The 18,559-nt window shown below is 52.2% G+C and carries 8 protein-coding genes and 3 pseudogenes; 7 read left to right on the top strand and 4 right to left on the bottom strand.

What is annotated here, in order from left to right; genetic code table 11:
• Positions 1-82: 82 nt before the first annotated feature.
• Positions 83-4,536 (top strand): annotated as a pseudogene (locus tag DW083_RS23685) (translocation/assembly module TamB domain-containing protein).
• Positions 4,537-4,797: 261 nt separating this feature from the next.
• Here DW083_RS23685 and DW083_RS18900 read toward each other — a convergent pair.
• Positions 4,798-6,474, bottom strand: coding sequence for a putative transporter (locus DW083_RS18900; protein ID WP_115500864.1), 1,677 nt, complete (start codon positions 6,472-6,474; stop codon positions 4,798-4,800).
• A gap of 111 nt (positions 6,475-6,585) precedes the next feature.
• Between DW083_RS18900 and DW083_RS18895 the strand changes: the two genes are divergently transcribed.
• The 6 genes and pseudogenes from DW083_RS18895 (at position 6,586) to DW083_RS18870 (ending at position 12,394) form a co-directional block, all read left to right on the top strand.
• Entirely contained in the window at positions 6,586-7,434 is an 849-nt protein-coding gene (locus DW083_RS18895) for a peptidylprolyl isomerase (protein ID WP_122333476.1), read from the top strand.
• 51 nt (positions 7,435-7,485) lie between these two features.
• Positions 7,486-7,878, top strand: a complete 393-nt coding sequence (locus tag DW083_RS18890; RefSeq protein WP_122333475.1) for a hypothetical protein — start codon at positions 7,486-7,488, stop codon at positions 7,876-7,878.
• A gap of 75 nt (positions 7,879-7,953) precedes the next feature.
• Entirely contained in the window at positions 7,954-8,394 is a 441-nt protein-coding gene (locus DW083_RS18885; protein WP_115500867.1) for a MarR family winged helix-turn-helix transcriptional regulator, read from the top strand.
• A pseudogene (locus DW083_RS18880) lies at positions 8,372-9,684 on the top strand (TolC family protein). Before DW083_RS18885 ends, DW083_RS18880 begins: the two are co-directional and overlap by 23 nt.
• Before the next feature lie 12 nt (positions 9,685-9,696).
• Positions 9,697-10,773: an HlyD family secretion protein gene (locus DW083_RS18875; RefSeq protein ID WP_122333474.1), complete on the top strand. Its 1,077-nt coding sequence runs from the start codon at positions 9,697-9,699 to the stop codon at positions 10,771-10,773.
• A 16-nt stretch (positions 10,774-10,789) separates the two neighbouring features.
• A complete protein-coding gene (locus DW083_RS18870; protein ID WP_122333473.1) occupies positions 10,790-12,394 on the top strand; it encodes an MFS transporter in 1,605 nt (534 codons plus the stop codon).
• A gap of 2 nt (positions 12,395-12,396) precedes the next feature.
• On the opposite strand, the gene DW083_RS18865 is transcribed toward DW083_RS18870, so the two are convergent.
• The 3 genes and pseudogenes from DW083_RS18865 to DW083_RS18855 all read right to left on the bottom strand — a co-directional run bounded on the left by DW083_RS18865 (position 12,397) and on the right by DW083_RS18855 (position 18,172).
• On the bottom strand, positions 12,397-15,390 hold the full coding sequence (locus DW083_RS18865; RefSeq protein WP_122333472.1) for an SbcC/MukB-like Walker B domain-containing protein: 2,994 nt from the start codon (positions 15,388-15,390) through the stop codon (positions 12,397-12,399).
• Positions 15,387-16,631 (bottom strand): exonuclease SbcCD subunit D, encoded by a 1,245-nt coding sequence (locus tag DW083_RS18860; RefSeq protein ID WP_122333471.1) that lies wholly within the window; start codon positions 16,629-16,631, stop codon positions 15,387-15,389. The genes DW083_RS18865 and DW083_RS18860 overlap by 4 nt, the downstream gene beginning before the upstream one ends.
• Before the next feature lie 79 nt (positions 16,632-16,710).
• Positions 16,711-18,172: pseudogene (locus DW083_RS18855) on the bottom strand (ATP-binding protein).
• Positions 18,173-18,559: the final 387 nt, after the last annotated feature.

The raw sequence follows: 18,559 nt of genomic DNA, 5'->3' as shown, positions 1-18,559 counted from the left end.
CTCGGGATATTGTTGTAGTTTTGTGCTTAAATATAGTAAAGATATCAAAGGACTTAAATACATAATCATCACCCTACTCACTCTGTTCTGGATATTCTACGCAACCCCGGCCATCTTGTTGCGCATTCCTTATGTGCAGCAAAAAGTGGCAAACACGGCGACGTCAGAATTATCCGAGCGCTTAGGTGTGCCCGTCCGGATCGGGAATGTAGACATCGAATGGTTCAACCGCCTGGTGCTCGAGAACCTGTATCTGGAGGATGAAAACGGCAATGTACTGCTCGAAGCCAACCATGTATCGGCCGGATTCGAGATACTCCCGTTGATGAAAGGCAAGATCGTATTTTCTACCGCCCGCCTGTTCGGCTTCACCGCCAATCTGAAAAAGGAGACACCGACAAGCAAGCTGAACCTGCAATTCGTAATCGACGCCTTCGCCAGTAAAGATACGGTTAAGAAAGATTCCAATATCGACCTGCGCTTCAATTCGATCCTGATCCGGCGCGGTAACTTCCGTTACGACGTGGAAGACGCCCCTCACACACCCGGCAAGTTCAACGCCAAACATATCGACATAAAGAACATAAGCGCCAAGATCGCAATGAAGGCATTCAACAAAGACAGCCTCAACGCCAACATCAAGAAGATGAGTTTCGACGAAGCCTCCGGTTTCTCTTTGAACAAACTCTCGCTCAATGTGGTGGCAAACAAAGACAGCGCTATCATTAATAACTTCGAAATCAAACTGCCGGAGACGGATCTCAAGATAGACCGCGCCCATATCAATCTGGAAGAGGCAACCGACGTGAACGAACTGCTGAACCATTCGCCGGTCGTATTGAATATCGCACCTTCCCAGGTCTGCCTGAAAGACCTTTCCGCCTTCGTTCCTGCATTCCGCAATTTCTCGGAGGCAATCGAACTTTCGGCCGAAGCATCCGGCTATATCAACAACATCGACCTCAAGCGGCTGACGCTGAAGTACAGCGATAAGATGCTGTTTATCGGCAAAATGGAGATGAAAGGGATCACCCATCCGGAAGACGCCTATATCTTCGGGCAGGTAAACAAGATGTACATTACGACCGAAGGTATCTCAGGCATGGCCAATAACTTCAACGAACATCCGGTCACGCTTCCTGATGCGATTGTCAAGTTAGGAACGATTAACTTCACCGGCGAGATATCCGGTTTCTTCGATAACCTTGTGGCATTCGGCAAATTCTCGTCCGCCATCGGGTCCGTGCAGACCGACCTTATCTTCGGTAGCGACAAAGAGAACAATATAGCAGCCTACCTGAAAGGGCATCTCTCCACCTCCACCCTGTATCTGGACGAGCTTTTCCCGGAAGGCAACCCGTACGGGACAGCCAAGCTGGACCTTACACTCGACACCCGCCGCCCGAAGAACGGTTCTTTCTCGGGAAATATCAAAGCAGGTATCGACGAGTTCGAATATAAAGGGTATAAATATGAGAATATCCTCCTCTCGGGAAACTTCAAGAAGAACGGCTTTAACGGGATAATCGACATCGACGACCCGAACGGCAAGCTCTATGCCGAAGGCCTCTTCCTCCACGAAGGAAAAAACTCGAAGTTCAACTTCACCACGCATCTCGAGCATTTCCGCCCGGACAGCCTCCACCTGACCGACAAGTACGAGGCGCCCGATATCTCCTGCTCGCTCTACGCCGACTTCACAGGAAACAATATCGATAACCTGGAAGGTAGCATCACGCTGGACAGCCTTTCTTTCCGGACTGCCCCGGACAGTTTTTTCCTGAAACAATTCAAAGTGGAAGCCACAGGCCATTCGCTGGACCGCCATCTGACGATATCGTCCGATGTCCTGAACGGTGAAGTGACAGGAGCCTACTCCTTCACTACGATTGTTCCCAGCCTTATGAAGACGCTGAAAGGGTACGTGCCGGCCTGATAAACGTAACGCAGAAGAAACAGGAGATAAAGGAAAACAACTTCTCCCTCCTGCTGACAATCGAAAACACGGAAGATATCTCAAACACCCTGAAGCTGCCTTTTACCATGCTGCACCAGGGGCGCATCACAGGACACTATAACAACCAATACAACCGCTTCCGTTTCGAAGCCTACCTGCCGAAGTTCAACATCGGCAAATCCATGTTCGAAGGCGGCTACCTGACGTGCGACAATCCCGAAGACAAGGTGAACCTCCAGCTAAAAGCGACCAACTACAACGCCAAAGGGCTGCGCAACTACCTGGATCTGAAAGTAGACGCAAAAGACAACCATGTGAATACGCTGGTCGGTTGGGCAAACAACAAGCAGCGCCTTTTCAAAGCCGACCTCTCCGCCTCTACCCTCTTCATTGAAGAAGAACAGGAGAAAGGACCGGCCACACTGCGCACCGAAATCTCGCTGAACGAAAGCCCGCTGGTCTTGAACGACTCGACCTGGCATATCGCTCCATCCACCATTTCCATAGCCGACGGCAAAATAGGGATACGGAACTTCTCCGTCACCAACGGCAACGAATACCTCCACATGGACGGTGTCGTTTCCCGGGACCCGTCCGACACCCTGCTGCTGGACCTGAAACAAGTAGAGCTAAGCTATATCTTCGACATCCTGAACATACCTGTCCTGCAATTTGCCGGAAAGGCGACAGGCACCTTCAATATCACCGACCTATACGGTAGCCGGATGCTGAACACCGACCTCGAAGTGCAGAACTTCTCGTTCAACCAGGTACCGTTGGGCCGCCTCAACCTCTTCAGCGAATGGGACGACCAGCAGAAAGGTATCCTCATGTTAGGAAGCATCTACAAGAACGACACGACCTGGACCGATGTCAGCGGCTACGTCTATCCCGTCGGCAAGAACGCCGGCCTCTCGCTCTTCTTCGGGGCAAACGATATTAATCTCGCTTTCCTGCATCCCTTTGTCGAGAATGTAGCCAAGAACATGCAGGGGCGTGGCTTCGGGAATGTCCACCTCCACGGTCCGTTCAAGGCGTTGAACGTGGAAGGAGACGCCTATGTGCTCGACGGAGGCTTAGGCATCGAATACCTGAATACCTACTATACCTTCTCCGACTCCATCCACCTGACGCAGGATGCCATCATCGGACGAGGCGTAACCGTACACGACAAATTCGGCAACTCGGCTAAGGTGAACCTGACCGTCAACCACCAGCACTTTAAGGATGTCAGCTTCGATGTCGACGTCCAGACAAACAATATGCTCGTGTTCGACGCCCCCCAGAAACAGAATCCCCTGATATTCGGAACTGTCTTCGGAACCGGTACCGCCTCCATTAAAGGCAACGGGCAGCTGATCAACTTCGACATCAATATGCGGAGCGACCCCAAGACCTCCGTTAAGCTCGACTTTATGAACAACTCTTCGGCGGCCGACTACGACTTCATCACCTTCGTCGATAAAAAGAAATTACGCGAGATAGCCCGGACCGCACCGGCCGACTCTATCAAACCCCTTATCTTCAAAGACGAAGATGACGGGGCGGAACTACGCATGAATTTCCTGCTCGACATTACCCCCGATGCCAGAATCGAACTGATCATGGACCCTGTCGGCGGTGACAAGATTGCCGGTAATTGCAGCGGAAGCCTCCAGATACAATACGGCACGAAGACGGACCTCCGCATGTACGGCAACATCGGCATCGTTGAAGGAAATTATAACTTCAGCCTCCAACAGCTCATCCACAAAGACTTTAAGATACGCGACGGCAGCATCATCAACTTCCGCGGGGACCCGTTCGAAGCGACAATGAACGTCAATGCGATTTATAACCTGACAGCCAACATACAGGACTTGGATGCCAGCTTCGCCTCCGAAAGCGCACGGCGAAACATTCCGGTCAACTGCGTGCTGAACCTCGATGGTGTGTTGCGCAACCCGACTATCTCATTCGACCTGGAACTGCCCGGCTCTAACGAAGAATTGGAACGACAGGTGAAAAGTCTCGTGGACACCGAAGACATGATGACGAAACAGATCGTCTATCTGCTCGTCCTCAACAAGTTCTATACACCAGAGTACACGAACAACCAGTTTAAGTCGAACGACTTCAGCGCCGTTGCCTCGTCCGCCATCTCGTCCCAGATATCGAGCCTTATGAACAGTTTCACGGATAAAGTGCAACTCGGAACCAACATCCGTACCAGCCAGGACGGCATCGAAGACACGGAGGTGGAGATGTTGCTCTCCAGCCAGCTGTTAAACAACCGCCTGATCTTTAACGGAAACTTCGGCTATAAGAACAATGCGAACCAGAAGAACGCTTTCATCGGCGAGTTCGACCTCGAATACCTGTTGACACCCAGCGGCGACGTCCGTCTGAAAGCCTATAACCATACGAACGACATGTATATGTTCCTTAAACAGGCCCTCACCACGCAAGGCGTCGGTATCATGTACAAAAAAGATTTCACTCGCTTCTCCGACATCTTCCGCCGGCGAAAAAGATTCCCTTTGATCCCGCTGCGTCCGGCAGCACCGGACAGTACAACGGTCATTCCGGAAAGAAATTAAAGATTACTTTTAGCACAAGTCATTTCTCCGGGCCTCTATTGCATGTTACGGCTGTATTCTTTCCATGTCACAACTGTCTTCCTTCTATGTTACGGTTGGGGTTCTTTTGTTTCACAGCTGTGACATGAATGGCGGGTAGGTACGGAGGGGGCACACATTCCGCATCGTTCATTCTATCTGCCGGGTTATTCATTCCTTTACGGCACTATAACCCCATGAAGGACTGCAATACCATTTTACAGGCGATCCTGACATTATATCCTATGCAAAGAACAATATCAACAACTGCGCCGTCAGTACCCGAAGGAACATGGTCAACGGATAGACAGTTGCATAGCCGACAGACGGAGCATCGTTTCCGGCTGTCGCATTCGAATAGGCCAATGCAGGCGGGTCGGTCGTACTACCGGCGATAAGTCCCATTAATGTAAAATAGTTCACCTTGCAGAAGTAACGTCCGATACAGCCGATGATCATCAGCGGAACAAACGTGATGATGAAGCCGTAGCCGATCCAGGCGAAACCGCCATTGTTCACGATCGTATCGACAAAACCGTCACCGGCGCTGATCCCCACACAGGCAAGGAACAGCGTGATACCGATCTCGCGCAACATCAGGTTCGCACTCTGTGTCGTATAGGTTATCAGTTTATAGTGATAGCCGAAACGGCTGATCAGGATAGCAACAATCAACGGACCACCCGCCAGACCTAACTTAACCGGCTGCGGAATACCGGGGAAGGTGATAGGAATACTTCCTAAGATGATACCTAATGCAATACCGACAAAAATCGTGATCAGGTTCGGTTCGTTCAAGCGTTTCATCGAGTTGCCCAAGACCTTCTCGACATTGGATATTGCCGTTTCCGTACCGACAACATTCACACGGTCGCCCACTTGCAAGGTCAGTCCCGGCTTGGCGACCAAATCGACACCGGCACGGGTGATACGGGTGATATTGATACCGTAAAGTTTACGCAGCTTCAATTGTCCCAGGCGTTTGCCATTCAATTCCGGCTTCGTGATCAGGATACGGCGGTTGATGAACTGGCTTTCCATGCGAATCCACTGCTTACGCTCCATGTCGATCTCCTCGCCGATAAAGGCCTTGATCGTTTCCGCATCCGCCTCAGTCGTGATCACAAAAACTTTGTCGTTCTCCTGCAAGACAGTGTTTGCAGAGGCTATCTCGATTTGCTTATCGCTGTCGCGCCAGATACGCGAGATCACAAAGTCGCGGTGCTCCAAGAGGTTCGACAGTCCGGCAACAGTCTTATTGAAGATAGCCGGATTCTTGACCACCAGCGAAATAGGTTTAGCCTCATTGGTATGGGAGGCGTCTTCACTGTTCAGTTGCTCGTTCTCCTTATCGAAGCTCACGCGGAAGATATACCGGATTAGGATGATAGACAGGATGATCCCGATCACACCCAACGGGTAAGCGACAGCGTATCCCAACGCGATTGTATTGTCCGCCACCCCGTGCATATCGGAATAGGCCTGTTGGGCGGCACCCAATCCCGGCGTATTCGTCACTGCCCCGGACAAGATACCCACCATCGTCGGCATCGGAACGCCGGTCACATAATGCAGGATGATAGCTGTTGCCACGCCGAGGAATACGATTCCGCATGCCAGCATATTCAGCGTGATCCCCCCTTGTTTAAAGGAAGAGAAGAAACCCGGCCCGACCTGCATACCCACGGAATAGACGAAGAGTATCAGTCCGAACTCTTTGAAAAAGTGAATCACATTGTGGTTGATAGTAAAACCAAAGTGCCCTAAAATGATTCCCACAAACAGCACCAGAGTAATTCCTAAAGAGACGCCGAAGACCTTGATCTTACCCAACTGTATGCCCGCAGCAATCACAAAGGAAAGTAGAAGTATGGAGTGGCCAATGCCCTCGCCCCATAACAAATCGTTAATCCAATTCATAATATATACGTGTAGTTATTATCTTTATTCGCCTTAAGGACAGCAAAGGTAGATATTTACTTTGTGTTTAACAACATAAATTGTATCTTTACCCGCCAAATAATTTAAAAGATGAGAAAGAGCTATTATATCCTATTGGGCTTGCTGGCCTGCCTGTCGCCGGTCTTTGCCCAGAGCGATGCAGACACGGTGACATCTGCATCGGAACAAGTACCGGCGAAGATAGTAACCATTAATACAAGTGCCGGAACGATGAAAGCAAAGTTGTATGACGATGTTCCCAACCACGTCCGCACCTTTATAGACCGGGCCAAACGGGGCGAGTTCAACGGAACGCTGTTTACCCGCGTGCTCCCTGAATTTATGATACAGGGTGGCGCTCCCGACTCGCGCAACGCTCCAGCCGGTGCCCGTTGCGGTTTCGGCGACCGGAACGCGGAGATCATGCCGGAGATGAGACCCCACCGTTTCAATAAACGCGGAGCACTGGCCGCTCCCCGCCAGAACGACGACATCAATCCGCAAAAGAAATCGGATATGTCCCAATTCTACATCGTACAGGGAAAGATCTATACCAACGGTGAACTGGATACGCTGGAAATGATTGCCAACCAGGACATCAAGGAGAAAGCGATGGAGAAATACTTCTACCCCGTCCGCGCCGAACTGCGTATGCAAAAAGTCAGCAACAAGCGCGAATACCAGAAGCGTCTGCGCCAGATCAATGCCCAGGTCGATTCGGTGGTGCGCTCCACCCCCGGGCACTTGCTGTTCACCAAAGAGCAACGGAAAGCCTACACGACCGTAGGTGGTTGCCATCACCTGGACGGAAACTACACCGTATATGGCGAACTCGTTGAAGGTTTCGACGTGCTCGATGCCATTGCCGGACAGCCCCGCGACGAATACGACCGCCCGAAAAAAGACGTCCGTATCATCAAAGTCACCGTAAGCAATTGACAATGGACAATTATTTCTTCATTATTAATTCTTAATTTTTAATTTACCAACGTGCTTAAACGAGATTTCATCATGGTACAGATCGAGGAACTGGCTAAAGTCGTCCTCCAGATCATTACGAACCGCAACACGAATGCAGCCCGCCGTATTCCGGAACTGATACAAACCGTGTACACCTCCCTGAAGCTGGACCGTCTGACACTGATGACGGTTCCGCCCGAAGAATTGATCCGCCGCCTCAACAGCGATGACGGCGGCGGCATTCCCCGTCTCGAGATCGCCGTCAAAACCCTGATCGAAGAGAGCTACCTCCACCCCGGCGAAGAACAGGATATGTTGCAGCGGGCCAAGCTCCTGCTGGAATATATCCAGACACACGACAACACATTCTCCTTGGAACGCGTCAGCCTGTTAGATGAATTGGAACAGCGTCTCAACAAATAATTAGTTAAACCTTTAACCAAAATACCAAAGATATTTTCTACCTTTGCGCCGGAAAAGCAAAACAGCAAGACAGCAATGGTAGAGAATGAAGCAGCACACGAATTAGTACTCCAAATCTTAAAGACGCGAATGACTTTCCGCCAAACTATACAGAGAGTACTAAAGTCCAATAACGTCGACATGACATTCGAAATGCTCCAGGTGATGCACCGCCTATGGAAAAAGCCCGGAGTCAGCCAGCAATATCTGGCGGAACAGACAGCCAAAGACAAAGCCTGCCTGACCAATCTCATCAATAACCTGGAGAAGAAAGGTTGGGTGGAACGGCGTGAAGACCCGTCGGACAGGCGCAACAAACAAATCCACCTGACCGAAGCAGGGGAAGAACTTTCACACCGCGTAAAGCCGCTCCTCCATAACATCTATGATGAAGTCGGCGCACGCCTGACACCTCGCCAGATTGAATCGTTTATGAACAACTTAAAGAAACTGGATGAGATACTGGACAAGATATAGTTTATTATTGTTACTTATATTCACCAAGCCTGCTGCGGGAAATGCCCAGCAGCAGCTTATCCTCTTTCCCTCGACGAACTGTTCAGGTTAGGAACCGAAAACAGCCTCCGCCTCCAGGCCAGCCGGATGCAGGAAGCGATTGCCGGCGAAGAAGAAAAGACGGCCCGTACCCTACAGCTGCCCGATATCAGCGTTGGAGCGACAACCGGCTACATCGGCCAATCCACCGTCTTCCGGCAGGGACTGTCGAAGCCGACGCATCCCGATATGCCCGACTGGTCGCATAACTACAATGTAGAAGTGGCACAACCGCTCTACCAGGGCGGTAAGATACGCAACACCATCCGCCGCGCCACGCTCCAAAGACAAGTCGCATCGCTCAGTACGGCAGGCGACCAGGCAGACGTGAAGCTCTCCCTCCTCCGCCAATACATGGACCTCTTCGCCCTTTACAAGGAAACGGAGGTGCTGGCACGCAACATCGAGGAATCCGACCGCCGCCTAACAGACATCCGCCGTATGTGGAAAGAAGGCATCGTCACACGCAACGACGAGATACGCAGCGAACTGCAACTCACCAACGACCAGCTCGCACTCCGGGAAGCCAACGACAACATCTCCATCGTCTCCCAACAGCTCGACATCGTGCTCGGACTCGACGAAAGCCTGCTCATCCGGCCGGACACCACGCTCCTGGCCGCCAGTACTTCCCTTAGCAGTTGCGAAGCCTATATCCAACAAGCCTACTCGAATTACCCGGGCCTGCAAATCGCCCGCTACAATACACGCCTGGCAGAAAACGACATCCGCCTGTCACGGGCCGACTACCTGCCATCGCTTTCCATCCATGCCGGCAATACGCTGTCACGACCGCTCACCAGCACAATGGAAGATATGTTCGCCAACAACTGGAACGTGGCCCTCAGCCTCTCCTACAACCTCTCGTCCCTCTACCGGAACAAGCACAAGATGCAGGAAGCACGGCAATACGTCAGCCTCCGCCACAACGCCGAGGAACAGATGATGCAACAGATACGCGTCAATGTACGTACCGCCTACATCCGCCACCAGGAAGCCATCGACCGGGTGAAAGCACTGACACTCTCCGTCAGCCAAGCCGAAGAGAACTACCGGATCGTCAACAACCGCTACCTCAACCAGCTGTCCATCCTGACAGACCTGCTGGATGCCAGCAGCGTACGGCTCAACGCCGAACTACAGCTCACGACGGCACAGAGCGAAGCGGTCTATACCTATTATCAACTTATGCACGCATGTGGCAACTTATAAACCCATAACAAAATGAGCACATCCATCCATCATAAAAGAAGAAAACGGCTGATACGGATAAAGATCAGGAATATCATCGTGAACACCGTCTGTACCCTCCTCGTCCTGGCAGGTATCTCGTGGACAGTCCACTACTTCTGGAAGTATGTCAACTACGAGATCACGAACGACGCAGTGGTCGACCAGTACGTGATCCCCGTCAACATCCGCGTGCCGGGCTACATCAACGAAGTCCGCTTCACCGAGCATCAGTTCGTACACGCCGGCGATACGCTTCTCATACTCGATGACCGCGAATACCGCATCAAGAAGAAAGATGCCGAAGCCGCCCTGATGGATGCCCGTGCCGTCCGTGACGCACTCAGCTCCGATATCCGCACCTCGGAAGTGAACGTCTCCGTACAAGATGCCAACATTGCCGAGACGAAAGCCCGCCTCTGGCATCTCGAACAAGACTACCGCCGCTACGCCAACCTCCTGAAGGAAGAATCCGTCTCCCGTCAACAATACGAACAAGTAAAAGCCGACTACGAAGCGATGCAAGCCCGCTACGAAGCCCTGACGCACCAGAAGCAGGCCGCACAGTCCCAATACACCGAAACAAACAAGAAGACAGGCAGCGCCGACGCCGCTATCCTCCGTAAAGAAGCGGAACTGGAAATGGCAGAGCTCAATCTCAGCTACACCGTCGTCACCGCCCCATACGACGGCTACATGGGCCGCCGCACACTCGAAAAAGGACAGTTGGTCCAGGCCGGGCAGACCCTCACTTATCTGGTTCGCGGACAGGATAAATGGATCACCGCCAACTATAAGGAGACACAGATCCCCAACATCTACATCGGCCAGAAAGTGCTTATCAAGGTAGACGCCTGGCGGCAACGCACCTTCCACGGCGTCGTCACAGCCATCTCCGAAGCGACGGGTTCTAAATATTCGCTTGTGCCGACCGATAACTCAGCCGGCAACTTCGTCAAGATACAGCAACGCATCCCTGTCCGGATCGACCTGCAGGATGTTTCACCCGAGGACATGCAACTGCTCCGGGCCGGTATGATGGTAGAAACGGAAGCCCTGTTGAAACGCTAACAACAAAAGGAAGAAGATGAGCCGGCTGCAAGCACTGAACGTTCCGATCCGTCCCTGGGTACCCCGGTGGCTGGGGCTTGTTACGGCTTTCGTCATACTGCTTCCTATCATGTTGATTAACGGGGCGTACACGGGCGATATCATCGAAGTGTCCGGCACATTAGGCGTGATGAGCGAAGACATCCGCATGGCCTATTACGCCACATCAGCCGGTATGGCAATCGCTTACCCCATCATTCCCAAACTACGGCCGGTCATCACCACAAAAACCGTCCTGCTGAGCGACCTTATGCTACAGGTCATCCTCAGCCTGATCTGCGCCAATGTGACGAAGATGGAAATTGTCATCGCCTGCAGTTTCTTTATCGGCATACTGAAAGCTTTCGTCATGCTGGAGTTTATCATCATGACACGCCCGTTCTTCAGTCCGTCAAATGTCCGCAGCGAGTTCTACGCCTACTTCTATCCGCTGGTATTCTCCGGCGGCCAGATATCGATGGCGTTGACGGCGCAGCTTGCCTACTCCTACCAGTGGCAGTATATGTATTATTTCGTGATCATCCTCTTGCTGGTAGCAATCCTGTTCGTTCTCATCTGTTTCCGCTATGCCCGCCGACCGATCAATTTCCCTTTCCGGGAGATCGACTGGAAGAGTATGCTATTAGGTTCGTCCGTACTGTTGATGATTATTTATGTAGCGACCTACGGCAAGACGCTCGACTGGTTTTCGTCGGACAAGATAGTGGCTTACGTCTGCATCATTCCGGTGCTCCTATGGCTGTTCGTGTACAGGCAGAAGGTGCGTAAAGTTCCTTATATACGACTTACGGTTTTGAACAGCAGCAAAGCGCTGATCGGATACCTGTTCATGGTGATCACAATGGTGCTTTCTTCTTCCAGCTCGCTACTCACGAGTTATCTGAACTCGGTACTCAGGGTGGACAGCGTACATGCCAATTCGCTCTACCTCTGGATGCTGCCCGGTTTCATCTGCGGAGCCATTATCTGTTTCTGGTGGTTCAGGTGGCAGCGGTGGCGCTTCAGGCGGCTGATAGCCTGGGGAATGACCTGCTTCGCCATCTACCTGGCAATCCTCTATTTCGGCATACGGCCGGACGGGACGTACGAGATGCTATACCTGCCGATGTTCTTCCGCGGAATGGGGATGCTGATCCTCTTTATCGCCTTCGGTGTCTACGTGGTGGAAGATATGGACCCGAAGCTGACAATATACAACGCCTTTTTCCTGATCACTTTCCGGTCGGCACTCGCACCTGCGCTCGCCGCCTCGTTCTTCAACAATATGATCTACCGGATGCAGTTGCAATCGATGTCCGTCCTTTCCGAGACCATGCGCATGGACAACCCGCTCGCCGCCGGTCCATACAACCAGGCGCTACAAAGTGCATTGGCACAAGGCCGCCCCCTGGAAGACGCTACGCAGCTGGCCACCAATACACTCTACAACACCTTGCAGGTGCAAGGCCTCCTCTTAGGACTGAAAACCCTGATCGGCTACACCCTGCTCTTTACCATCATCATGGCCATAATCTCCCGCTTTATCCCGTTCCATAAGACCTTGAAAGTCGCAATTGTACGGACCGGCGAAGATATGGTATAAGCTTACAGGACTTCCAGATAGCTCCGCCCATTGCCGGCACGGTTCACACAGATACGTACGGGGATGCGCTCGGTCATTTCCTGCACATGCGAGATGACGCCGATCTTCCGTCCCTGCGTACGCAAGCTCTCCAACGCATCCATCGCCACCCGGAGCGTGTCGGCATCCAACGAGCCGAACCCTTCGTCGATGAAGAGGCTTTCCACCTTCATCCGGTTGGACGAGAGGGACGACAGCCCAAGGGCAAGCGCCAGCGAAACAAGGAACGATTCACCCCCCGAAAGGCTGTGGACGGTACGCACCTCGTCGCACATATCCCGGTCTATCACCTGGAGGGCAAGCGTTTCGGGGACGCGTTCCAGGCGGTAACGGCGTGTCAGTTCGCGCAGTTGCACATTGGCATAGCTTAGCAGGACATCCAGCGTATATCCCTGGGCGATACGGCGGAACTTGGCACCGTCGGCAGAGCCGGCCAGTTCATTCAGCTTCGCCCAGCGTTCGCTTTCGATGCGCCGTACGTTCAGTTCTTCCTGCAAGCCGGATACTTTCGCCTTATTATCGGTCTGGGTCCGCAGCCGGAAAGCCAACTCTGTTTTCTCCTGCGTTATACGGGGCAGGGTGTCTTGAAGCTGCCAGCCATCCGACGAGGCGAGATAATCCGCCGTCCATTTATCCAACGCCTCCCGCCGCCGGGCCAGGTCGGCCGAGGCTTCAGCGAGGTCTTTTGTTATCTGGTCGGCTATGCCGCGTGTCTGTTCGGCAATACCGGACTGTTCGATTTGGGTAGCTAACAGTTTCTTCAGGCGTTCCTTCAGTTCTTCCATCCGCCGGGAATATTCCTGCTCGACCGCATCCGCCGGACGGCTATTCAGCAGTTTAGCACGCTCCGCCTGCAAGGTGGTAAAGACGGAGCGGTTCTTTTCATTCAACAGCAAAGCTTCTTCATATTGCTTGCCGAGAGACGGGAGGAAAGAGGCGAGCGACTCGCATTCCGCCTTCTGAGCGCTTTCCTGCCGTTCCAACAGGCGCAGTTTATCCGTATTCTCATGCCATTGGCGGGCAAAGTCGGTCAAGGTCTTGCGGAAAGTATCCGGATTCTGTTGCCAGGCTTTCTTCCAATCGCTGTTGCCGAACAGGACATCGGCAGCGGAAAGGGATTGGACCAGCTTGGCGGCCTGTTCCTTCACCGTCGCTTGTTCCTGCTCATGCCGGCTGGCGACGAGCTGCTGCTTGCTGACGATCTCCTTGCAGGCGGCTTCGCTGTCCGCCAGTTCTTTATGCAGGCGGAGCAGTTGTTGTTGAAGGCGGGCCAGTTCGCGGGTACCGACCGTATAAGCCTCCTTCTTTTGGGATAACGCCTGTAGTTGCAATGTCATGGCGGCAACGGGGACTATCTCCTTCCCCTCTCGAGAGGGAGCAGGGGGTGTGTCAGGAGAGGCGACGAAAGGATGATGCGTACTCCCACAGACCGGACAAGGCTGCCCTTCCTGCAATTTAGCCCGTAACTCCTTTATATCCCCGGAAGCCTCCAGGCGGGCCTGTTCGATCAGCAGTTGTTCCCGTTCCCGGCGCAATTGCTCGATCTGTTTATCCAGTGCCGGGACGTCGATAGCCTTCAATCTTTCTTCCTGCTTCCGGTATTCTTCCTCTGTCTGTTGCAAAGCCTGCTGCTTGCTCACGGCGGTTTGTTGCAAGCCGGTGAGTTGCTTGCCCAATCCCACCGCATCCTTTTGGATAGCCGCAATCGAACGGTTGCCTGTCTCCATACCCAGACGGGCGGCAGCAGCCGCATCCAGATGGAGCAACAAGGCTGAAAGCTGTTCGGCAATGCTTTCCTTATCCTTAAAACGTTCCCGCCAGGCGGTCAGGCGGGCAATTTCTTCCGCCCCTTGTTTCCGGCGGAGGACGGCAGCCTGGTATTTGTCTTCCGCCTCTTTCTTCCGGGCGGTCGTATCTTTTAAGCGCTGTTCCGAATCGGAGCGATCGCGGAGAGCCGTGTCCAGCTGGATATCCAGCTTACGCGCTTGCAGGATTTCCTGTTGAAGCGACTTGAACCGGGCTTCCGATGCTTGCTGTTCCTCCACTCCTTTTTCATACTCGCGGCGGGCAATAGCCAGAAGTTCCGTTGCACGTGCCAGCCTGTCGGCCGCCTCTTTTTGCTGCACCTGCCGGGCGGCAATCGATTGTTCGGCGGCGCGAACAGCCTCCTGAAGCGTCTGTTGTTCGGCTTTCGCCTTTTCCTGGCGCTGCAATTCCTTTTCCGTAGCAGCAAGGCGGAGGCGCAAGTTGCTTTCTTCCTCATCTGTCAAGAGCTCGACAGACTGTATGCGCAGTTGAATCGCGTCGAAGGCTTCTTTTGCGCGGGCATTCTTTTCAAAAATCTGGCGGGAGATGGCGGAATACAACTCCGTCCCGGTCAGCTTCTCCAACAGGGATGCTTTTTCTCCCTGTTCGGCTTTCAAGAAAGTGGAGAAGTCGTTCTGCGCCAACAATACGGAACGCGTAAACTGCTCGAAGGTCAGCCCTATCAGGTCGATGATGCGGGCTTGCAGCTCGGAACGCGTCCCTTGCTCCTCCTCCGCCTTATCCAGGTTATACAGGGCCAAACGGGGATTCTGCAAACGTCCGTTTTCCTTGTCACGGGCACGCGAGACGGACCAGCGCGCCCGGTAGCGGTGTCCGTTCAATGCGACAAAATCCACTTCCGCATAGCCCGAAGCCGTGCCTCGCCGCAGCAGGAAACGGGGATCGCTCTGCGACAGTTGTTCATTGCTGACATCCTGCAACTTGACATTGTTTTCCTTCGCCTGATCCGTACGGGGCGTACGGGCGAACAGTGCCAGGCACATGGCGTCCAACAACGTAGACTTTCCGGCTCCCGTCGGACCGGAGATAGCAAATATACCGGCCGAAAGCAACGGCTCGGCTGTAAAATCAATTTCAAAATCACCTTCCAGCGAAGCCAGGTTGCGGCCTCGTATCGCTAATATCTTCATAAAGAAACCTCCCGTCTTACCTCGTTAAACATCTGTTCCAGCTCTTCCGGCAAATCGCCTCCGAAACGATTCGTGAACGCGTGCCGGAGCATATCCAACGGATCGATCTTTTGCAGGTCCGTATAAGACAAAGGGCGGAAATCTTCTTCATCCTCCCGTTTCGGATAAGAAGGGATGATGGATGTCAGGCGCACCGCCTTATCCGCCAACGCCTCTTCCACCCGGTGCCGGAAACCCGGATCGGGCTCGGTCAGCAAGACTTGTACTTCCAGATAAGGCCAGAGGCTGCGGTCCGCCTGAGCGTCCGCCGGCGGCAAATCCGCAAGTTGCAAAAGCACTTCCGCCGGGGATGCCGGTTCCGCCGGAATCCGATGCAGACCGGTCCGCAAAGGGACAGGCACCGCTTCCCAATCCGACAGGCATCCGTTTTCGAGCGTGACGGCAACCACCTGATGACGGTAATGTTGTTCGGAGAAAGACATGGGCAATGGGCTGCCGGCATAGCGTATATTCTCGCGGCCTCCAACACGTTGCGCTTTATGGATATGCCCGAGGGCGGTATAGGCCAAGCCTTCGTCGAATGCATCCGTGCTGACGGATTCCAGACCGCCCATAATGGTGCGCTCGCTCCGGTCGTCTTCAGACAGTTCGGCTCCCGTGGCGTGCAGGTGTCCCATTGCGACAAGTGCCTCTCCGGGCTGCCGCTGCGCATCGGCATATTCATAGAGTTGGCGGTACATCCGGGTAATACCTGCCACATAGGTATCTTTTCCCTCATCCGAAGCCGGATAATCTCCCTGCCGGAGATACGGCACGGCGAGGCAAAGGGCTTCCCGCTTCCCTTCTTTATTATACAGGGGTATAAGCAACGAGTCAAAGTCGATCTTGCACAAATCTGTCCGGGGGATAATCCCGACAATCGATGTATTCAGTTCTTCCAACAGCGGTATCGGCGCTTCCAACCGTCCCGCCGAATCATGATTCCCCGCCACGACGACAACCTGCAAATGCGGATTACGGCGGTTCGCCTCCCTCAGAAAGCGGAAAAAACGACGTTGCGCGGCTGCCGAAGGATTGGCAACATCAAAGACATCGCCGGCAATCAGCAACACATCAGCCTGCCGCTCCGCCAGCATCCTGGTCAGCCAAGTGAGAAACGCCTCATGCTCTTCATCCCGGTCATACCCGAAGAAGGTTTGCCCTAAGTGCCAGTCGGCGGTATGTATGATTTGTAGTGACATGTTTTTCGTTATTTAGTGACTATCTACAAGATGTAAGTTCAAGCTTGAATGGAAATGTCTTGCTTCTTTCAGCCATTCGCTACTCTCCCTTTAATAAAGTTTTTCCTTTTTTCGTCAGATAATATTTCTGTTTGGGATGTTTGGGTTGTTCAGGATAAAGCGGCTCTACCAAATTCAGTTCTATGCCCGGATAAAGGTAGTTTTTCAGGAAGTTCCTTTTATCTTTCAAGCCCATTGACTCCATAATTTCTTTAGCCGAATATGTATCACCACCGATTGCTGCCAGAACTTTTTCAACTTGTGGGATAACTGTGGGGTGACTGTGGGGTAACTGTGGGGTAACTGTGGGGTTTTGTCCGACAGTATCCCGTACATACCGAAAAACAACCTGCACAAACGAACCATCCGAATGAAACTCCGGATCAGGAAGCCCCACACGACGACATTCGCTGATCATCAACCCTATGCCACGCCCCCAGCTTTCCAACACTTTGCTTTTATAAAGGACATTGGCTATAACAGGATTTTGCGGTTCAGAATCATGCGGTCCTAACAACCTCTCCAATGTCATATCCTCCGGGAACGTGCCGCTGTTCGTCACTTCCACACGATCATCGTAGATTGCTATGCTGACGGAACTGCCCGGTTTGTGGTACAGACGGTGTGAAAAACTGTTCACGCAACTCTCACGCAGAGCTTTGTAGGGGATGGCCAGTTCCTCTTCCCTGTATAGCTTTTCTACCTTCCCGGAAAGTGACAGATGCTTGAAGAAGAAAGCCATGGCCGCATCCAGCAGTTCAAAGATATTGCCGTGTACTCGCTGGTTGTCCATAAACTCGTCTTTATTCAGACCTTTGAAGCGTGCCATCCGCAACAAGCATTGCGGATAGTCCGACAAGTTTTTGCCAAACAATACCGCTGCCGCATTTTTCAGTTTACCATCATCCGATGAAAGGTTGAATTTTCCAAGGATAAGCGGAATATCTTCTATCATGGTCGTTTCCGGCAAACGTCCGCTCTCGACCCCCATACGGACTGCACCGCGGATGACGTTAGAGTCAAGGTTTTCGATTTTCAAACTCTCATTGATGATAGCCTCCCATCCATATTTACCCCCCCCGTTGTAACAGCAACCGGTTGTATTTTTCCTGCGGCATGATAGATGTAACACTTTCCATCCGGTGGTAGGCTCTTCCTTTATAAACGAAAGGGCGGGCCGTTAGTTGCGGATCAGCGTGAAGGGCAATCACGTACCTGTTTGTGTCAGGAATAGCAGTATAAGAAATTTTGATTACGGTCAATGGCTCTATCCGCCTGATAGCTTCTACTATATCCCGTTTTGTCTTGTCGCTCAAATCTTGACCGATTATCTTTCCTTTATCTGTCACGCCAAACAACACGACTCCCCCCGTCCCATTGAGAAAGGCGCAAAGCGTTTCCATACCGCGCTCCAACTGTCCGGTGGTTTCTTTAAATTCAATTTGTTCACTTTCCTTCTGGACTATCAGATGCTTTACATCCTCAAGGTTATCTATTTTCATGCCGCATATTATTGATTTACAAAAATACTCTTTTTCTGTAGATAGACAAAGAAAGGGGAACCTCACGGCCCCCCTTTCACAAACTCACTATTAATAATCTTTGCTTATCAAATATACCCCTTCAAACTTTTACCTTTCAACTTTCAATTATCAGAGGGGCTTATTGTATAAAACGCATTTTCCAGGTTCGATAGACATCCGAAACGAAATAAATGTTAATCCGCTTTTTGGACCTCAAAAAGGGACTTTTTCGCCTTTTTTTGAGCGTTTTCAACAATTATGACCGTCCTCTTTGCCATTACGACGTGCTAATGCGTAGTGTTAAAAAAAACACTCGGCACCTCGCGAAGATTAGCACGGTCGTAATGGCGATTTGGACGGTCGTAA

Origin of the sequence: Parabacteroides sp. AF48-14, assembly GCF_003477465.1 — a bacterium.
Classification (GTDB): Bacteria; Bacteroidota; Bacteroidia; order Bacteroidales; family Tannerellaceae; genus Parabacteroides; species Parabacteroides acidifaciens.
Note: the sequence above shows the minus strand (reverse complement) of the source record. Positions and strands in the feature narration are given on the sequence as shown.